Here is a 19027-nt window from a genome sequence, read left to right on the forward strand (position 1 = left end):
AGCTGGCGCGTGGGGGCAAAACCTGAGGGTGTCGCTTAATTGAAAGAAAAAGACAGAATGGCGGCGGGGTTTGTCCGGTGAAATCGGCAATCCCTGGCTTTCCTGCGCTTTTCAATCGGTGCTGCAAATTGCTACCGGGTTTTTCTGCCAGACCACCGACGTTATCATTCGCGCCGATTTCTTTTCCGGACAGCTCCCATGAGTCAAGAACCTAGCACCCTCTATGCCAAACTGCTTGGTGAAACTGCATCCATTACCTGGAAGGAGCTGGAGCCGTTCTTTGCCAAGGGTGCCCTATTGTGGGTCGACCCGGCCCTGGATCTGATCGCTGCGGCCGAGGCCGTTGCCCAGGACGAAGGTACCAAAGTGGCCGCCTGGCTGGCTGCCGACCAGCTTGCCAAACTGTCTGAAACGCGGGCGCTGGACTTTTTGGAACGTGATCCGCTGCTATGGGCGGTGGTGGTTTCACCGTGGATTATGATCCAGGAAAGGGCGTCTATCTGACGTGCGCACCAAGTTGGTTCGTATTTTCTCCGGCGTAAAAGTGTGTAGGTGAGTAGCGTGGTGGCATCCTGCCGTGGTGAAACGCCACAGGCAGGGTGACGTATACGTAACGGGAACAGTTTATTGGGCAGCCTGTGGGCTGCTTAATTGTTTCTGGATGTTGTCTCGGTGGTGCAGTCAAGGCCGCCTTCGCGAGCAAGCCCGCTCCCACATGGAACCGCGTTTCTTCAGAAAGAATGCGGTCCACTGTGGGAGCGGGCTTGCTCGCGAAAGGGGCGACTCGGTCTTGCGTCAGCCTCAATAACTCTTGCCCGTATGGTTATTCAAAGAAATAACCTTGGTCTTGCCAATGCGGTGACGGTAGATCTCGCGCAAATACTTGATCGACTTCTTCACGCAGTCGCGGGACAGGCGGATGTCGTTGATCGAGACAAACTTGTCTTTGTCGCTGATCAGCTCGCGGTATTTCTTCTCGTACATCGGCTTGATGGCGTACCAGTTGGTGTCGAGGATCTTCGCCGGGTTTTCGAACTCATTGAGCAGATCGTCGAGGCGCTCTTCGTCGAAGTCTTCATTGATGATGAAGTCCAGGATCGAGTTGTCCAGGGTGTCGTCGAAGCGATACGGGGCGCGGGCAAAGCAGCGTTTGATGAACGCCACGATCAGCGTCAGGAAGTCGTCCGACAGGCAGGGGCTCTTGGCGATCAGGGTGGTCAGCGACAGGTTGGCCGAGGCACCGATCACCAGTGCGTAGCGCTTGAGGGTGGTGTTGGGGAACAGGCTGTTGAGGTGAGTCTTGAGCCGGTTCAGGTCCATGTAGGACAGCTTGTAGTCCTTGGGCAGCGAGACGATCGACACCACCGACGAGCAGTTCTTGAAGAAGTGCAGGTCATGCAGCGCGGCAGCGTCATAGCCAGAGTTCTTGTATTGCTCCAGCGAGGCGCGGTAGCGCTTGGATTCAATCGGCAACAGGCTGATGCCTTCAATGGCCTGGGTGACCTTGTTGAAGTGTGGCAGGTCGATGGAGCGGAAGAACAGGTCGTCGATGTTCAGGCGCGGTGGCTCTTTCTCGAACACCTTGAACTTGTCGCCGCTGGGCACCGGCGTTTCCGGGACCACGGATTCGGCATAGGCGATCGCCACCGGGCCGGCCAGGCTCATGAACAGGTCGTTGGCGTCCAGGCGGATGGTTTCACCAATGTCGATACCGGCACGCCGGAAGTAATTCTGGTCGTAGTCGGTGGTCACGGCCTGGGCGGTCAGGATGTTGAAAATCTGCTGGGAGATGTACTGGTTGGCGTGCTTCTCCATGGCATTGACATCAATGTTCTGGATATTGCCATCGTCGCTCTCCTCGGCGTAGCGCATGATGTCGTTGGAGATCAGCATCATCGCGTTCCAGGGGCGGATGCGGCCCATGACGCTGGCTTCGCTGCTGTCGTCGTTGGCGAAGTTGTACGAGAAATCCCATTCTTCCGACAGGTACTTGCACAGCAGGCGTCCGGCGTTGATGTGCAGCGCCTCGGACATTTCGCTGCGGTGATCGGAAATGTTCGGCAGTACGCAAATGCCGCTGGTGAAGATCGGCTCGAAGACGAAGGAGTGACCGCTCTTGCTGTCGTGTTCGTCCATCGGCTTGGTGTCGAATGTCTTGTTCATGTACGAGTATTGCTGGGCCAGGCCGAACTCCGAGGCCATGCCCGAGCCGGTCCCGCCGCCGGCACTGAAGATCGAGAAGTACAGGCGCGACTGGTTGGCCTTGATGCCGCAACTATCGATCAGGTACGAGTGGATCATTTTCCAGTCGGGGCTGGAGAACCGCTGGGTGTCCTTGTTCAGGATGATCTTGGCCAGGTACTGCCCCAGGATTGGCGCGTTACCGGCGCCACCGGCGTGAACTTCCGACAGGTCCATGATTTTCATTTTGCTGTAGTCGCGCAAGAAGCCGCTTTTTTCGCCTTTGCGCGAGAAGCGGATACGCCCGGCGATGTCTTTGTCCAGGTCGCCGAGCATCACCAGGGGTTCGACCAGGAACACCGGTTTGCTCGCCTTGCTGGTGCCCAGGCGCAAATTGTTGCGGATCCACTGCGCCGGGCTGTAGCCCTTGTCGCTGTAGTTCTTGTCTTCGGCGTTGAATTCGTTGAGGTAGAACTTGCGGGCGTTGTACACCAGTTCGGCCACGTCCAGGGCGATGTTGGAGCCACAACGACCCAGGCCGATCAAGCACACCGAAGGGAATTCCTGCTGGCCACGCTCGCTCTCGTCGTCCACCAGGTGCGGCGGACGTGGGAACACGGTGTCACGCAAGCCGTCGAGGTTGTCGAGGATGCGGTCGGTGTTGGTTTCGGTGAAGTACAGATACTGCTGGGTCGCCAGGGGACGAGGGCTACTCGATGGCGTCGAGGTTTCAGGGCCGTTGGCGGCCGGGCTCAGCGTCAGATCGGATACTGCAGTGGCTGTTTTTTTGGAGGTCATTTTTCGCCATGTGCCTGAACTGGTCGGTGCGATGAGCACTGTCATCGAACCGTCGCGGATGGGAGCTCGCGTCCTTGATGGCGCGAAGGTCGGCCCAAGCGTTCAGGGTTGCAACCTGAGCAGCGCTTGGGAAAATCTTTTCCTGATAGATTGAATCGGCCATCAGAAGGCGATCTTTAGTCGAAATAAGGCAAACTGATGGCAGTTGCTTCAGGGCATTGACCACAGTCACTGAACCCGCCCCCCGCCATGGTCGGGTATCAGTCATGCGAATGATTGGAGACAGCTCGCGCGCCGCTGTCTAGATTGCAGACTCCGGGTTCGGATGCCTCGCCGTGCCCCATAACAATAAAGAGACGGACCCATGCAGAACTCGACCCAAGCGGCGAATGCCTGGCGCATTCTGTTCCTGCTGTTCCTGGCCAACCTGTTCAACTTCTTTGACCGCACCATTCCGGCGATCATCATCGAACCGATCCGTATGGAGTGGAGCCTCAGCGACTTCCAGATCGGCATCATCGGCACCGCCTTCACCATCGTCTATGCCATCGCCGGGCTGCCACTGGGGCGCCTGGCCGATACCGGTTCACGCAGCAAGTTGATGGGCTGGGGCCTGGCGACCTGGAGCGGGCTGACGGCGGTCAACGGTTTGGTGGGCAGTTTCTGGGCGTTTCTGGTGGTACGCATGGGCGTGGGGATCGGTGAAGCCAGTTACGCGCCAGCGGCCAACTCGCTGATCGGCGACCTGTTTCCGGCCCACCGTCGGGCACGGGCCATGGGCATTTTCATGCTGGGCCTGCCGATCGGTCTGCTGCTGGCGTTCTTCACCATCGGGGCGATGGTCAAGGCTTTCGACAGCTGGCGCGCGCCGTTCTTTATCGCGGCGGTGCCGGGGCTGGTGCTGGCGGTGTTCATGTTTTTCATCAAGGAACCCAAGCGCGGCGCGGCGGAAACGGTGCAGATCTCCCAGGAAAAAATCGACAGGCCCATCCGTCGGGTGCTGGCGATTCCTACTTTCCTGTGGCTGGTGTTGGCGGGGCTGTGCTTCAACTTCGCCACCTATGCCTGCAACTCGTTCCTGGTGCCAATGCTGCAGCGCTATTTCCTGATGCCGCTGCACGACGCGGCGGTTGCCACCGGGATCATGGTGGGCGTGACCGGGCTGTTCGGGTTGACCCTGGGCGGCTGGATCGCCGACAAGATTCATCAGCGGGTGCCCAACGGACGCCTGCTGTTCGCCGCGTTCAGCTTGGTGATCTCCACGGCCACCACCGCTTGGGCGTTGTATGCCGGGCGGATTGAAATTGGTGTGTTCGTCGCGGTGTTCAGTGTCGGCTGGCTGTTTGCCTATACCTTTTATACGTGCGTGTACACGGCAATCCAGGATGTCGTCGAGCCGCGTCTGCGGGCCACGGCGATGGCGTTGTTCTTTGCCGGGTTATACCTGTTGGGTGGCGGCATGGGGCCGGTGGTGGTGGGTGGTTTGTCTGACTACTTTGCCCATGCGGCCATGGCCGCGGCCGGCGCCGCGCAAATGACCGAGGCGTTCAAGGCCATTGGTTTGCATGACGCGATGTTCCTGATTCCGGTGGCGCTGTTTCTGACCATGGTGTTCCTGTTCCTGGCGTCGCGCTGTTTTGTACGCGATGCCAAGCGGATGAAGGATGGGATGAGTGCGCAGGTGGTGCCGGCGGGTGTCGCGGCGACGGCCTGATAGCACCAGACTCAGCTCTGGTGATGAGCCTGCTTTTGTGGCGAGGGGATTTATCCCCGTTGGGGCGCGAAGCGCCCCCAAAACTGACGCCTCTGATTCTCAGAAAGACTGAGTCGACTGCCTTGGGGCTGTTCCACAGCCCAGCGGGGATAAATCCCCTCGCCACAGGTTTGTGCATGGCAGCGAAATTGTGCCTAGCGAGCCTTCTCATCCCGCCCACGCAGCAAGCGATTGGGCATCGCCACCGCGGCCGCCAGCCCCAGCAACGACACCGCCGCGCTGATCAACAGCAGATGCCGGAATGTTGCCTGCAATGCCTGGCGCAAGGCCTCCTGCGCCTCGCCCGGGGCGGCGTTCAGACCGTCCAGCAAGACATTGCCGCTATGCCCCTCGCCGAGCAGCGACGATCCGGCAAGCTGGGCAAAGCTTGAGTCCTGCAGCAAGGCCAGCAGCAACGCCGACATCAGCGCCACGCCCACGGCGCCGCCGAGGGCGCGGAACAGGTTGGTGGTGCTGGTGGCGACCCCGATGTCCTGCTGTTGCACCGAATTTTGCGACCCCACCAGCGAAGTCGGGAACTGCATGCCGGAAGCGATGCCGCTGAGCAGCATGAACAGGCTACTGAGCCAGAACGCGTCGGGCGGGGTGAAGGCCATGCCGAGGATGGCGAACGGGAAGAGCAGGGCGCCGCAGAGGATCATCGGTTGGTAATGGCCGGTGATCGAGGTACGGCGTCCGGCAAAATACGCACCCATGGGCAGCCCCATCGCCAACGGCAACAGGTGCAACGCCGCGCTGTCGGCACCGGCGCCGGTCACGCTCTGGAAGCGCAACGGCACCAGCACCGTCAGGGAAATCGCCTGGAAGCTGGTGAAAAACACCGTGCACCAGCACAGCACCGCGCTGCGGTTGGCGAACAGGTGCATCGGCAGCAACGGTTCCCGCGCCCGACGCTCGTACCAGACGAACACCCCCAGGGCTACCCCCGCGCAACCCAGTAATCCCAGCACTTCACGGCTGTGCCAGGCATGGCCCTGGCCGACCTCGGTGATCCCCAGCAGCAACGCAGTCAGGCCAATGATCAACAACACAGTGCCCAGGTAATCGATGATCGGCGTGCGTTGCGGCACTGGTAGCCCCACCAGGGTGCGGCGGGCCACCCACCAGGCCGTGAGGCCCAGCGGCAGGTTGATCAGGAACACCCAGCGCCACGACAGGTACTCGGTCAGGTAGCCACCCAACACCGGCCCGGCCACACTGGCCACTGCGTACATGCTGCTGAAATAACCCTGATAGCGACCACGTTCGCGGGGCGGCACAATGTCGCCGATGATCGCCTGGCTTACGGAGATCATCCCGCCGGCGCCGATGCCCTGGAATATTCGCGCCAGGACCAGTTGTTCCATGTTTTGCGCCAGGCCACAGAACAGTGAGGCCAGGGTGAACAGCCCCATGCCGAACAGCATCAAGGGGCGTCGACCGTAGAGGTCACCGAGTTTGCCGTAGATCGGCACCGCCACGGTCATGGCGACCATGTAGCCGGAAATCACCCAGGCCAGCAGGCTGACATCACCGAACCGGGCGGAAATGGCCGGCATCGAGACGGCGACAATGGTCTGGTCCAGTGCACCGAGAAAAATTGCCAGCATCAGGGCCACCAGCACGCTACGAATGGCGGGCTGTGGGGCTTGGAGGGTATGGGCTTGGGTCAAGGCAGAACCTGCGGGCATCACGCCAGGGTGGCGAAAAGGACTGAGCCCGCAGTTTAAGTCGATAGCCGACTATTCGATAGCCTCGTAAGGAAGTCCGACGTAATTTTCCGCGATGGTTTTCCGACCGGCCTCGGAGTCGACGAAATATTCCAGCTCCGCTTCGCTGATGCGCTGGTTGAAGGCGTCGTCGTCGAAGCGGTGCAGCATGGAGGTCATCCACCAGGAGAAGCGCTCGGCTTTCCACACCCGTCGCAGGCAAATGGCGGAATATTTTTCCAGCAAGTCGGTACGGCCGTCGCGATAGACCTTGAGCAGAATGTTGAACAGCGTGCTGACGTCGCTGGCGGCCAGGTTCAGCCCCTTGGCGCCGGTGGGCGGAACGATGTGGGCCGCGTCACCGACCAGGAACATCCGTCCATACTGCATCGGCTCGACCACGAAGCTGCGCAGCGGCGCGATGCTCTTCTCGATGGAGGGACCTGTCACCAGTGCCTGGGCCAGGTCGGCTGGCAGGCGGTTTTTCAGTTCAGACCAGAAGCGCTCGTCCGGCCAATCGGCCACTTGCTCCTCGGCGGGCACTTGCAGGTAATAGCGGGTGCGAGTCTTGGAGCGCATGCTGCACAGGGCAAAACCCCGTTCGTGACGGGCGTAGACCAACTCCTCGTGAACCGGTGGGGTGTCGGCCAGGATGCCGAGCCAGCCGAACGGGTAGACCCGCTCGAAGACCTTGAGATTTTCCGCCGGGATCGACTGGCGCGCCACACCATGGAAACCGTCGCAACCGGCAATGTAATCGCAGTCCAGGCGCCAGGTGTGTCCTTGGTGCTCGAAGGTCACGAAGGGGCTGTCGGTCTGCATGTCGTGGGGCTGGGCGTTGTCGACCTGATAAAGCGTGCGTGCGCCAGCGGCCTCACGGGCGGCCATCAGGTCGCGGGTGACCTCGGTCTGGCCGTAGATCATGACGTTTTTACCGCCGGTCAGGCCCTTTAGATCAATGTGCACCCGCCGACCGTTGAGCGCCAGCTCAAAGCCGTCATGGGGCAGTCCTTCGGCGTCCATGCGCTGGCCGACGCCGGCCTGGCGCAACAAGTGGGCCATGCCTTGCTCCAGCACACCGGCGCGGATGCGGCTCAGCACATAGTCTGGGGTCTGGCGTTCGAGGATCACCGTGTCAATTCCAGCGTTGTGCAGCAATTGGCCGAGCAGCAGCCCAGAGGGGCCGGCACCGATAATGGCAACTTGGGTCTTGAGAGTGTTCATTGTTGTTATGACTCGCACGAAGCACGCGACCAAGGTCGGTGTTGATTGGGGTGCTTGCATTTTTCGCTTGCGGACCTGTCAATTGAAGGGGAAAACTGAGCCGATACCTGTACTTTCTACCAATCGGTGCGATTATCGCCCGCAACCCAGGCCGATCCTCGTGATGAAAAAAACAGACCTGCCTTCAATCCCGGTATTCAAGCTCTACGGCGAAAGCCAGGATTGGCCGACGCCGGACCTGCTGCACTGTGAAACCATTTCCAAGCGCAGCCGGGAGCACCAATGGGAGATCAAACCCCATCGGCATGCCGATCTCTGTCAGTTGTTGTTTGTCTTCAAGGGCCAGGCGGAGTTGGAAATCGAAGGCCAGCGCACCCGGCTCGACGAGCCGGCGGTGCAGATCCTGCCGCCATTGTCGGTGCATGGCTTCCGTTTTTCCGAGGATGTCGACGGTTACGTGGTGACCCTGGCGGCTCCGCTGGTCACGCATCTGCAAGCGCAGTTGGGTCACTCGATCAACGTTCTGGCCCAGGCGGAAAGTTACCCGGCCGGTGAGAACGCCCAATACCTCAACAGTCTGTTCAGCGCTTTGCAGGCTGAATACATGGGGCATCAGCCGGCCCGGGAAATGCTGATGCATGCCTTGGTCAGCGTGATCATGGTCTGGGTCAGTCGTCAGGTGATGCAGCGGCGCACGCAGGCCCAGCGCCCACAACGTGCGCGGGAGTACCTCAACGGGTTCATTCAGTTGGTGGAAGAAACCTATCGCCAGCATGTCAAGGTCGAAGACCTGGCCCATCGTCTGGGCATCTCCGTGTCGCACCTCAACGGCACCTGTCGGGAATTGGCGGGGCAGCCGGCCCTGCAGATCATGCATGAGCGCCAGCTACTGGAGGCCAAGCGACTGCTGACCTACACCGGCATGACGATCTATGAGATTTCCGAAATGCTCGGTTTTTCTGACCCGACCAATTTCACCCGGTTGTTTCGCCGGCGGGTTGGCATCTCTCCCAAGGCATTCCGTGACCGGCTCAAGACCGATCAGCAGGACGACTGAGCACGCCTCAGCGCAAAGCGTTCAGGGTCGCGCTATGGGGAATGCAGCGCTCCAGGTTGCAACTGGCGTGTTCACGGGGCAGTTGCCTGGCCTGTTCGACCCGATAGGCCGCCGTGCCATAGAGCGCCAGCGTGACGGTGCAGGTGACAAAAATGGCGAGGCGTCTTCTTGTTTTGATGTTCATGGCGGTGACCTCTGAACGAATACCCTGGGGTACTACTTTCAGCATAGGTCAGCCATGGCGGGTTTCCAGCCAGGCAGTGAGTGCGTTTAACCCGATATTCAGAACACTGATAACCCTTAAGGGAGCGAGCCTGTGGGAGCAAGGCTTGCCCGCGATGCAAACACCTCGGTGTAGCTGATAGACCGAGGCGATACCATCGCGGGCAAGCCTTGCTCCCACAGGGCACGCACACGTAGAGGTGTTTTTCGCGTGGGTTATTCCAGATGCTCAGGCTTCATCGGGTCGCCTGGCTTAACGTCCAGTTGCTTGCGTACGTCTTCGAACATCTCATCGTAATACTTGTGCATCGAGCCAATGCTGGCGCTCTTGGGCATGCCGTGTGTCTGAGCGATGCGCGTGGCATGGCGGGCGAAGTCGAAGGCCTGGTCCTTGGCCAGGAAAAAAGTTTCGTCCACGGATTTGTCCTCGACCGTGCCGTGCAACCGGAACGACATGCCCTGGCCCTCCTTGGGATCCTGCGCCAGCTCATAGTCGATACACAGGTTGTAGCTGAAATCATCCTTGTTCAGCGCGTGGCGCTCCATGTGCAGGTGACCGGGTTCGAACATGGCCATAAACGACTCTCCTTCGAAGGCGTGGGTGTAGGGCAGACCGCGAATCCGCCCCGCAAGTTTCCTGTTAGCGATAAGCGATGCCAGGTTGGGCCGTGCTGATGCGGGTGCCGGCGGTGCCCTGGACGATGGCTTCGATGTCCGAGAGTGAGCCGATCACCGCGACCTTGCCAGTGTTGCGGGCAAATTCGCAGGCGGCCTGGACTTTCGGCCCCATGGAGCCTGCGGCAAACCCCAGCTTGTCCATTTCATCGGGGTGAGCCTGGGCAATGGCTTTCTGGGTCGGCTTGCCGAAGTCGACGAACGCGGCGTTGACGTCCGTGGCGATCACCAGCAGATCGCTTTCCAGTTGTTCAGCCAGTAGCGCCGAGCACAAGTCTTTGTCGATCACCGCTTCCACGCCTTGCAGCTTGCCATCGGCGTCGTACATCGTCGGGATGCCGCCACCCCCGGCGCAGATCACGATGCTGCCCTTTTCCAGCAGCCACTTGATCGGGCGGATTTCGAAGATGCGCTTGGGCCGCGGGCTGGCGACCACGCGGCGAAACTTGTCACCGTCCGGGGCAATGGCCCAACCTTTTTCGGCCGCAAGTTTTTCCGCCTCAGCCTTTGTGTAGACCGGGCCAATGGGCTTGGTGGGGTTCTGGAAACCCGGGTCGTTGGCGTCCACTTCGACCTGGGTCAACAGCGTTGCGAACGGCACTTCGAAGTCCAGTAGGTTGCCCAGCTCCTGTTCGATGATGTAGCCGATCATGCCCTCGGTCTCGGCGCCGAGCACGTCCAACGGATACGGCGTGACCGAGGTGTAGGCCGCGGCCTGCAGCGACAGTAGGCCGACCTGGGGGCCGTTGCCGTGAGCGATGACCAGTTGGTTGCCGGGGTGGATCTTGGCGATCTGTTCGGTCGCGGTGCGGATGTTGCTGCGTTGGTTGTCGGCGGTCATGGGTTCACCCCGACGCAGGAGGGCGTTCCCGCCAAGGGCTACGACGATGCGCATGGTGCTGTCCTCTGACAGAGAAATAATGGACGACTCGGTCCCCTTGTGGGAGCGAGCCTGCTCGCGATGACGGCAGCACATCCAACATCAATGCAAGCTGATACTCCGCTATCGCGAGCAGGCTCGCTCCCACAGTGAAAAACACTTCAGATGGGGGCGGCCGGTGTCAGATATCCGCCAGCGCCGACACCAGGATCGCCTTGATGGTGTGCATGCGGTTTTCCGCTTGCTCAAAGGCGATGTTGGCCGGGGATTCGAACACCTCCTCGGTCACCTCCACGCCGTTGGCCAGGTTCGGATAGCGCGCAGCGATGTCTTTGCCGACCTTGGTTTCGCTGTTATGGAACGCGGGCAGACAATGCATGAATTTCACCCGGGGGTTGCCCGAGGCTTTCATCATTTGCGCGTTGACCTGGTAGGGCAGCAGTTGTTCGATGCGCTCGTCCCATGCCTCGACCGGCTCGCCCATGGACACCCAGATGTCGGTGTGGATGAAGTCCACGCCCTTGACGGCTTCCTTGGGGTCTTCGGTGATGGTGATGCGTGCGCCGCTTTCAGCGGCGAAGGCCTGGCACTGGTCGATGAAGTCCTGGTGCGGCCAGAGGGCTTTGGGGGCGCCGATGCGCACGTCCATGCCCAGTTTGGCGCCGATCATCAGCAGCGAGTTGCCCATGTTGTAGCGGGCGTCGCCCAGGTAGGCGTAGCTGATGTCATGCAGCGGCTTATCGCTGTGTTCGCGCATGGTCAGGGTGTCGGCGATCATTTGGGTGGGGTGGAATTCAGCGGTCAGGCCGTTGAACACTGGCACGCCGGCGAACTTGGCCAGCTCCTCGACGATCTCCTGTTCGAAGCCGCGATATTCGATGGCGTCGAACATCCGCCCCAGCACCCGGGCGGTGTCTTTCATGCTCTCTTTGTGGCCGATCTGCGAAGAGACGGGATCGATGTAGGTGACGTGGGCGCCCTGGTCATGGGCCGCGACTTCGAAGGCGCAGCGGGTGCGGGTCGAGGTTTTCTCGAAGATCAGCGCGATGTTCTTGCCCTTGAGGTGTGGCCGCTCGGTGCCGGTGTATTTGGCACGCTTGAGGTCCCGGGACAGGTCCAGCAGATAATGCAGCTCGCGATTGGTGTGGTGCATCAAACTCAGCAGGCTGCGGTTGTGCATGTTGAAAGCCATGATGGATCTCCTCAGGTGGGGGTTATCCCCTGGGCTGCGTTGGATAAACGGCAACCCAGGCTCAAAGGTCAGTAGTCGATCGGGTCGCGAATGATCGGGCAGGTCATGCAATGGCCACCGCCACGGCCTCGGCCCAGCTCGCTGGCGCTGATGGTGATGACTTCCACGCCGGCCTTGCGCAGCAGGGTGTTGGTGTAGGTGTTGCGGTCGTAACCGATCACCACGCCCGGTTCCAGGGCCACCACGTTGTTGCCGTCATCCCATTGCTCGCGTTCGGCGGCGAAGCTGTTGCCGCCGGTTTCCACCACGCGCAGCGCTTTGAGGTTCAGGGCCTTGGCCACGGTGTCGAGGAAGTTGGTTTCTTCGCGACGAATGTCGATGCCGCCGGGTTTGCTCTCGTCAGGGCGCAGGGAGAAGGCGACGATCTGGCTCACCACTTCCGGGAAGATCGTCACCAGGTCGCGGTCGCAGAAGCTGAACACGGTGTCCAGGTGCATGGCGGCGCGGGACTTGGGCAAACCGGCGACGATCACGCGCTCCACGGCCTGGTGCTTGAACAGGTTCAGCGCCAGTTGGCCAATGGCCTGGCGCGACGAACGCTCGCCCATGCCGATCAGTACCACGCCGTTGCCAATGGGCATCACGTCGCCGCCTTCCAGCGTAGCGTTGCCGTGATCCTGGTCCGGATCGCCGTACCAGACCTGGAAGTCGGCCTGGGTGAATTCGGGGTGGAATTTGTAGATGGCGCTGGCCAGCAAGGTTTCCTGGCGTCGCGCCGGCCAATACATCGGGTTCAAAGTGACGCCACCGTAGATCCAGCAGGTGGTGTCGCGGGTGAATTGAGTGTTGGGCAATGGCGGCAGGATGAAGCTGGAGTGACCGAGGAAGTCGCGGAACATCTGGATGGTCTTGCCACCGAAACTGTCCGGCAGATCATCGGCCGAGACACCACCGATCAGGAACTCGGCGATGTGACGCGGCTCCAGGCTGCGCAGCCAGGAATCGACTTCATGCACCAGGCCAATGCCGACCGAGTTGGGGGTGATCTTGCGTTGCAGGATCCAGTCCAGGGCTTCGGGAATGGCAACGATATCGGTCAACAGGTTGTGCATTTCCAGCACATCGACGCCACGCTCGCGCATCTTGGTGACGAAATCGAAATGGTCGCGCTTGGCCTGGTTGACCCACAGGACATCGTCGAACAGCAGTTCGTCGCAGTTGTTCGGGGTCAGCCGCTGATGGGCCAGGCCTGGGGAACACACCATGACTTTGCGCAGCTTGCCGGCTTCGGAATGAACGCCGTACTTCACTTTTTCCGTGGTCATTACAAAGATCCTCCAGATAAAACAATCAGTCAGTTACAAGGTCAGGAAGCCGTCGTAGAGGCCGTAGGCAGCCACCAGGGCACCTGCGATCACTGCGGCGAAAATCAGCTTCTCGACGGAGGTGAAAACCGGTTTACCCAACTCGCGCTTGGCCTTGGCGAACAGGATCGCGCCGGGGGCATAGAGCAGGGCGGACAGCAGCAGGTATTTGATCCCGCCGGCATACAGCAGCCACACCGCGTAGATCAGGGCGATGGCGCCGATGATCAGGTCCTTGCGCCGCTCGGCCGCGAAGCCTTCGTAGGTCTCGCCGCGCACCGCCAGCAGCACCGCATAGGCCGCCGACCACAGGTACGGCACCAGAATCATCGACGTGGCAAGGTAGATCAGCGACAGATAGGTGCTGGCCGAGAACAGGGTGATGACCAGAAACAGCTGGACCATCGCGTTGGTCAGCCACAGGGCGTTGGCGGGTACGTGATTCACGTTTTCGCGGCGCAAGAACTCCGGCATGGTGTGGTCTTTGGCAGCGGCAAACATGATCTCGGCGCACAGCAGTACCCAGGACAGCAGGGCGCCGAGCAGCGAGATGATCAGGCCGACGCTGATCAGCACCGCGCCCCAGTGGCCCACCACATGCTCCAGCACCGCAGCCATGGACGGATTCTGCAACTTGGCCAGTTCCGGTTGGGTCATGATGCCCAGGGACAGCACGTTCACCAGCACCAGAAACAGCAGCACGGTGATGAAACCGATCACCGTGGCCTTGCCGACATCCGTGCGTTTCTCGGCACGGGCGGAAAAGATGCTTGCCCCTTCAATGCCAATGAACACCCATACGGTGACCAGCATCATGTTGCGCACTTGATCCATCACGCTGCCCAGGTCCGGGTTCTTCAGGCCCCAGATGTCGGCGGTGAAGATATCGAGCCTGAAGGCGAACACCGCGATCAGCACGAACAGCAACAGCGGCACCACCTTGGCGATGGTGGTCACCAGGTTGATGAACGCCGCTTCCCTGATGCCTCGCAGGACCAGGAAATGCACCGCCCACAGCAGCACTGACGCACCGATCACCGCTGCTACGGTGTTGCCTTCGCCGAAGATCGGGAAGAAATACCCCAAGGTGCTGAACAACAGGACGAAGTAACCGACGTTGCCCAGCCAGGCGCTGATCCAGTAGCCCCAGGCCGACGAGAAGCCCATGTAGTCGCCGAAACCGGCCTTGGCGTAGGCATACACACCGCCGTCCAGATCAGGTTTGCGATTGGCCAGGGTCTGAAAGACAAAGGCGAGGGTCAGCATGCCGACAGCGGTAATGGCCCAGCCAATCAGTACCGCACCGACATCAGCGCTGGCGGCCATGTTTTGTGGCAGGGAAAATATTCCGCCGCCGATCATGGAGCCGACAACCAGTGCAACTAACGCACCCAATCGAAGTTTTCCGGGGGTATCAGACATTTGCGAGACTCCAGTGCAGGAGAAGAGAGTCGACAGAATAAGTCGATTGGAAAGCGAAATACCTGATCTGGATCAGTGCATGACAACATTCCATTGTTAATGAAGAAGTTAAGTGCTTTTCTTCATGTCCATAAGTTGCCAGGAGGCCCGTTTTAGAGGCTTCGGCAAGGTGCAGCGAGGCGGGCTTCATCCCGTAGGACTATTCACGCTAGTTGATTTTTTCTGAATCGCAACTATTTTTTAGGAAGTTTTCTGACAAAGATAATCGGCTGTCGCGGCCTTTCCTGATTACTGTCCTGAACGATGAGCGGGGTAATAATTCCTCGGACTTTGCGCGGGCAGCATTATTCATAAATGTTATGTTGTTTTATTTAACTTGTTGAGTGAACACAATGCCCCAGCCGATTGAAAAGTTACGCCTCGGTGCGCTGGTGGCGCTGGTGGTGGGATCGATGATCGGCGGCGGGATTTTTTCCCTGCCACAAAACATGGCCGCCCGCGCCGATGTGGGGGCGGTGCTGATCGGTTGGGCGATCACCGCCGTCGGCATGCTGACCCTCGCCTTTGTCTTTCAGACCCTGGCCAATCGCAAGCCCGAACTGGACTCAGGTGTCTATGCCTACGCCAAGGCCGGTTTCGGCGACTACATGGGCTTCTCTTCGGCGTGGGGTTACTGGATCAGTGCCTGGATGGGCAACGTGGGTTACTTCGTGTTGCTGTTCAGCACCCTGGGGTATTTTTTTCCGGTGTTCGGCCAGGGCAATACCCCGGTGGCCATCGCGTGTGCCTCGTTGCTGCTGTGGGCGGTGCATTTCCTGGTGCTGCGGGGGATCAAGGAGGCGGCGTTCATCAACCTGGTGACCACCGTGGCCAAGGTCGTGCCGCTGTTGATGTTCGTCGTCATCGCTGGCGTGGCCTTCGAGGCCGAGATTTTCACCCGTGATATCTGGGGCGTCATGAACCCGGATCTGGGCAGCGTGATGGACCAGGTACGGCACATGATGCTGGTCACCGTGTTCGTGTTTATCGGCATCGAAGGCGCCAGCGTATATTCGGCGCGGGCGCAAAAGCGCGCGGACGTGGGGCGGGCGACGGTCATCGGGTTCCTCGGGGTTCTGGCACTGCTGGTGCTGGTCAACGTGCTGTCTCTGGGGATCATGGCCCAACCGGAACTGGCCAAGCTGCAGAACCCGTCCCTGGCCGGTGTACTGGAACACATTGTCGGGCCCTGGGGCGCCGTGCTGATCAGCCTGGGCCTGGTGGTGTCATTGCTCGGTGCGCTGCTGTCCTGGGCGCTGTTGTGCGCAGAAATCCTCTATGCCACCGCCCGGGACAAGACCATGCCGGCGTTTCTGACCAAGGAAAACGCCAACCATGCGCCGGTCAACGCGCTGTGGCTGACCAATGGCATGATCCAGCTGTTTTTGTTGATCACCCTGTTTTCCGCAGGCACCTACACCAGCCTGATCTACCTTGCGTCGTCGATGATCCTGGTGCCCTACCTGTGGTCGGCGGCCTATGCGGTGCTGCTTTGCGTACGGGGAGAAACCTACGGCCAGGCCTCGGCACGGCGCATGAAAGACCTGTGTATTGGTGGCGTCGCCCTGTGTTACGCGGTGTGGCTGCTGTATGCCGGAGGGGTGAAATACCTGCTGTTGTCGGCGCTGTTGTATGCACCGGGGGTGATTTTGTTTGCCCAGGCCAAGCGTGAGCAGGGGTTGCGGTTATTTACGCCGATGGAAAAGGGGATTTTTGCCAGTGTGGTGGTCGGGGCCGGGGTGGCGGCTTATGGGTTGTTCAGCGGTTTTCTGACGCTGTGAGGCGAAGGTCGCCTTTTAGGGGGCGTTGAGGGGGGCTGTGGGAGCAAGGCTTGCTCCCACATAAATCCCCTCGCGACAACGGACGGTCGTCACCACCGGGCCCGATGCGCGCCCAATTCCGCCGCCGGCGAGGTCCATTGCAGTGGCGTCCCGGTGATTTTCAAGGGCACCTGCAGTCGATGGGCCGGGCCCCAGGGTGTCTGTTCGACGAGCAGTCCCTGATCGTTCTCGTCCTCGGCCCGCAACGCAATCCCGGCGCCCGCGCCACGTTCGATCAACAGCTTCGCCGTGCGCGCCAGTGACAAACGTGCCGAGCCGCCCTGGCCGCTTGCCAACCGTCGGGACAGCAACACAATCGCGCTGGCGGCCATCAGGTATCCGGTGCCGTGGTCCAGGGCCTGCACCGGCAGCGGGGTCGGTTTGTCGGTCTGTTTCCAGCCCATGCCGGCTTCGGCAATGCCGCTGCTCATCTGCACCAGGCTGTCGAAGCCGCGGCGGTTCTGCCAAGGGCCGCTCCAGCCGTAGGCGTTGAGGCTGACGTCGATCAGACCAGGCGCTATTCGCTGGCGTTGTTCGGCACCGTAGCCCAAACGTTCCAGGGCGTCGGCGCGGTAGCCATGGAGCAGAATGTCAGTGTCTTTGAGCAGCGCCTCAAACGCGGCGCGGTCGTCGGGCCGGTGCAGGTCGAGGCGGGCGCAGCGTTTGCCGAGGGTGACCTCCGGCACCACGCCGGGCTCGTTCCAGCTCGGTGGGTCGATGCGCAGGACGTCGGCTCCCAGGCCTGCGAGGAAACGGCTGGCGATGGGGCCTGCCAGTACGCGGGTCAGGTCCAGCACCTTGAGGCCGGCCAATGGCTGGGCCACGCTACCGAGCCAGGGCTTGGGCTGTTGAGCGGCGGTGGCGTCCAGATGAACCAGCGGCTCGGCATTCACCGCCATGCCCTGGGGATGAATCTGCCACGCCTGCCACGCGCGCATTTCGGCGGCGCAACCGCCGGCCTGGACCACCGCGTCTTCCAGTTCGGCTTTGTTCCAGCGCGCCACCTTGGTCGCCATGTCGGCGCGGTCGATGCACGCGCCCAAGACCTTTTCGGCGGCGAGGCGATGGTGAGGCGCATTGGTGTGCAGACGAATCCAGCCGTCGGCGGTGGGGTAGTCGCCGGCCACCGGATCCCACATCGGCGGTACGCTCCAGCCGATGGGACGCAGGGAGGTGGAGAACCAGAACGAAGCCAGCCGTCGGTCGACCTCCAGGGTCGGCCGGCGGCCGGTTTGCTGATGGATGAGTTCGGCGGTCGCCTGACCGGCCGTGGCGATGCTGGCGCAGGCCAGCTCCGTGACGGCGAACGCCGAGGGCAGAGCGCCCTCGTCGGTGAAGGGGATTGGCGTCGTGGGTAAGCCGAGTGCGGCTTGCATGGACGTGAGCAGATCTGTCATCGAAGGCCCTCCAAATCAGAGAGCGAGCATAGATCAAAAATCCGTAGGGGGCCGCTTCGCGGCCCAGCGGGAGCAAGCTCCCTCGCCACGGGAATGGCTATGGATATGCTCTGGGCGCGACCAGATCCACAGGTTGCCCAGGCCCATGCCGGCCAGGGCCAGATACACCGGCCAGCCATGGTCGAGCATCACCAGCATCAGCCCGGCGCAAAGCAGCATGCTGACGGTGGCCGCAACCTTGGCCCGGCGAGGGACGACTTTGCCGTTGCGCCAGTTGCGCAGCATCGGCCCGAACAGCCGGTGGTTTTCCAGCCAGGCGCTCAGGCGCGGCGAGCTGCGGGTCGCGGCCCAGGCGGCCAACAGAATGAACTCGGTCGTCGGCAGGCCGGGCACGACTATGGCGACCAGGCCGATCGCCAGGCTTATGTAGGCGAGCAGGCCGAAGAGCAGTTGGGCGAGTTTCGTGGGGTTGCGGTTCATGTGGCTTTGTTCAGGCATGCATATGCCCCCTGTGGGAGCGAGCTTGCTCGCGATAGCGGTGCATCAGGCGACACCAAAGCGACTGAAACTCCGTCATCGCGAGCAAGCTCGCTCCCACAGGGGATGGCGGTGTCTTCAAGCCAACTCCACCGCATAAGCCTGCTCTAGCAACACCGTAAACCGATTGAAGGCATCCAGTGCGCCTTTGTCCGCTTCGGCTTCCTGCTGTTCAGTGAAGGCCAGGCCGTCGAGGCTGCGGATGAAGGTTTTCCAGCCTTCGGCACGACCGCCCAACGGTTCCGCCAAGTGACGGGCGCCGAAGGTTTCGCTCAGGCCCAGGCCGACGGCGCGCTTGATCAAAAATGCAGCACCGAGCTTGGAGCCTTCGGAGACGAACAACCAGCCCAAGGCCTCGGCCAGGGTCGGATTACTTACCGCGCCCGCCACCGGCGCAGGCACTGCGGTGTCCAGGTCCGCCAGGTCCGCTCTGGCCGCTTCGGCGCGGCAGCGCTGCGGCAGATCGGGAATCAGGGCGGCCAGTTGCGCGTCGTTGTACAGCGCCACCAGCTCGGACTGGAACAGGTATTGGGCGACGACGAACCGGGCGAAGCTGGCCGGGGTTTCGAACGGGGCGTGGGCTTTGACCAGGGCGTCGAGCTTGCTATGGGGCTCGTGGGTGATCTGGTTCAGGCGTTGGGAACGTAAAACGGGATGTTGTGTCGTCATGAAAAATTCCTTCGAATGAGCACATGGTGGCGAGGGGCTGTGGGAGCAAAGCTTGCTCGCGAACAGGCGCCTCGATGTCTGAAAGATC

General features: G+C 61.0%; 16 protein-coding genes. 4 read left to right on the plus strand and 12 right to left on the minus strand.

Going from position 1 to position 19027, the window contains the following annotated elements:
- The first annotated feature begins 198 nt into the window (after positions 1–198).
- Positions 199–504, plus strand: a complete 306-nt coding sequence (locus AAIS01_RS08610) for a DUF2288 domain-containing protein (RefSeq protein ID WP_343468619.1) — start codon at positions 199–201, stop codon at positions 502–504.
- Positions 505–801: 297 nt separating this feature from the next.
- Here the strand turns inward: AAIS01_RS08610 and AAIS01_RS08615 are convergent, their stop codons facing one another.
- Complete coding sequence (locus AAIS01_RS08615; RefSeq protein WP_343468620.1) at positions 802–2979, minus strand: hypothetical protein; 2178 nt, start codon at positions 2977–2979, stop codon at positions 802–804.
- A gap of 364 nt (positions 2980–3343) precedes the next feature.
- Between AAIS01_RS08615 and AAIS01_RS08620 the strand changes: the two genes are divergently transcribed.
- On the plus strand, positions 3344–4693 hold the full coding sequence (locus AAIS01_RS08620) for a spinster family MFS transporter (protein ID WP_343468621.1): 1350 nt from the start codon (positions 3344–3346) through the stop codon (positions 4691–4693).
- A 194-nt stretch (positions 4694–4887) separates the two neighbouring features.
- Here the strand turns inward: AAIS01_RS08620 and AAIS01_RS08625 are convergent, their stop codons facing one another.
- Both AAIS01_RS08625 and pobA read right to left on the minus strand, forming a co-directional pair.
- Positions 4888–6405: an MDR family MFS transporter gene (locus AAIS01_RS08625; RefSeq protein WP_489685657.1), complete on the minus strand. Its 1518-nt coding sequence runs from the start codon at positions 6403–6405 to the stop codon at positions 4888–4890.
- Between the two features lie 69 nt (positions 6406–6474).
- Positions 6475–7665, minus strand: a complete 1191-nt coding sequence (pobA, locus tag AAIS01_RS08630; RefSeq protein ID WP_343468623.1) for a 4-hydroxybenzoate 3-monooxygenase — start codon at positions 7663–7665, stop codon at positions 6475–6477.
- Between the two features lie 163 nt (positions 7666–7828).
- On the opposite strand from pobA, the gene AAIS01_RS08635 reads away from it, so the two are divergent.
- A complete protein-coding gene (locus AAIS01_RS08635) occupies positions 7829–8722 on the plus strand; it encodes a helix-turn-helix domain-containing protein (protein ID WP_343468624.1) in 894 nt (297 codons plus the stop codon).
- A 7-nt stretch (positions 8723–8729) separates the two neighbouring features.
- Here the strand turns inward: AAIS01_RS08635 and AAIS01_RS08640 are convergent, their stop codons facing one another.
- From AAIS01_RS08640 to arcD (AAIS01_RS08665), 6 genes are all read right to left on the minus strand, one after another.
- Positions 8730–8906 carry a hypothetical protein gene (locus AAIS01_RS08640; RefSeq protein ID WP_177193333.1) on the minus strand — a complete coding sequence of 59 codons (177 nt, stop codon included), beginning with the start codon at positions 8904–8906 and terminating at the stop codon, positions 8730–8732.
- Positions 8907–9160: 254 nt separating this feature from the next.
- A complete protein-coding gene (locus AAIS01_RS08645; protein WP_186655622.1) occupies positions 9161–9520 on the minus strand; it encodes a DUF5064 family protein in 360 nt (119 codons plus the stop codon).
- Between the two features lie 64 nt (positions 9521–9584).
- The gene (gene arcC, locus AAIS01_RS08650) at positions 9585–10514 is read right to left on the minus strand and encodes a carbamate kinase (RefSeq protein WP_343468625.1); all 930 of its coding nucleotides are present in this window, start codon (positions 10512–10514) and stop codon (positions 9585–9587) included.
- A 166-nt stretch (positions 10515–10680) separates the two neighbouring features.
- The gene (locus AAIS01_RS08655; RefSeq protein ID WP_343468626.1) at positions 10681–11691 is read right to left on the minus strand and encodes an ornithine carbamoyltransferase; all 1011 of its coding nucleotides are present in this window, start codon (positions 11689–11691) and stop codon (positions 10681–10683) included.
- Between the two features lie 68 nt (positions 11692–11759).
- Positions 11760–13016, minus strand: a complete 1257-nt coding sequence (arcA, locus tag AAIS01_RS08660) for an arginine deiminase (RefSeq protein WP_343468627.1) — start codon at positions 13014–13016, stop codon at positions 11760–11762.
- A gap of 33 nt (positions 13017–13049) precedes the next feature.
- Entirely contained in the window at positions 13050–14477 is a 1428-nt protein-coding gene (gene arcD, locus AAIS01_RS08665; protein WP_343468628.1) for an arginine-ornithine antiporter, read from the minus strand.
- Between the two features lie 392 nt (positions 14478–14869).
- Between arcD (AAIS01_RS08665) and arcD (AAIS01_RS08670) the strand changes: the two genes are divergently transcribed.
- Positions 14870–16297, plus strand: coding sequence for an arginine-ornithine antiporter (gene arcD / locus AAIS01_RS08670; protein ID WP_343468629.1), 1428 nt, complete (start codon positions 14870–14872; stop codon positions 16295–16297).
- 89 nt (positions 16298–16386) lie between these two features.
- Here arcD (AAIS01_RS08670) and AAIS01_RS08675 read toward each other — a convergent pair whose 3' ends face one another.
- From AAIS01_RS08675 to AAIS01_RS08685, 3 genes are all read right to left on the minus strand, one after another.
- Positions 16387–17733 carry a CoA transferase gene (locus AAIS01_RS08675; protein WP_343468630.1) on the minus strand — a complete coding sequence of 449 codons (1347 nt, stop codon included), beginning with the start codon at positions 17731–17733 and terminating at the stop codon, positions 16387–16389.
- 33 nt (positions 17734–17766) lie between these two features.
- Positions 17767–18213 (minus strand): YbaN family protein, encoded by a 447-nt coding sequence (locus AAIS01_RS08680; RefSeq protein WP_343468645.1) that lies wholly within the window; start codon positions 18211–18213, stop codon positions 17767–17769.
- Between the two features lie 135 nt (positions 18214–18348).
- A complete protein-coding gene (locus AAIS01_RS08685) occupies positions 18349–18939 on the minus strand; it encodes a biliverdin-producing heme oxygenase (protein ID WP_343468631.1) in 591 nt (196 codons plus the stop codon).
- Positions 18940–19027: the final 88 nt, after the last annotated feature.

Origin of the sequence: Pseudomonas halotolerans (assembly GCF_039581215.1) — a bacterium.
GTDB lineage: Bacteria > Pseudomonadota > Gammaproteobacteria > Pseudomonadales > Pseudomonadaceae > Aquipseudomonas > Aquipseudomonas tehranensis.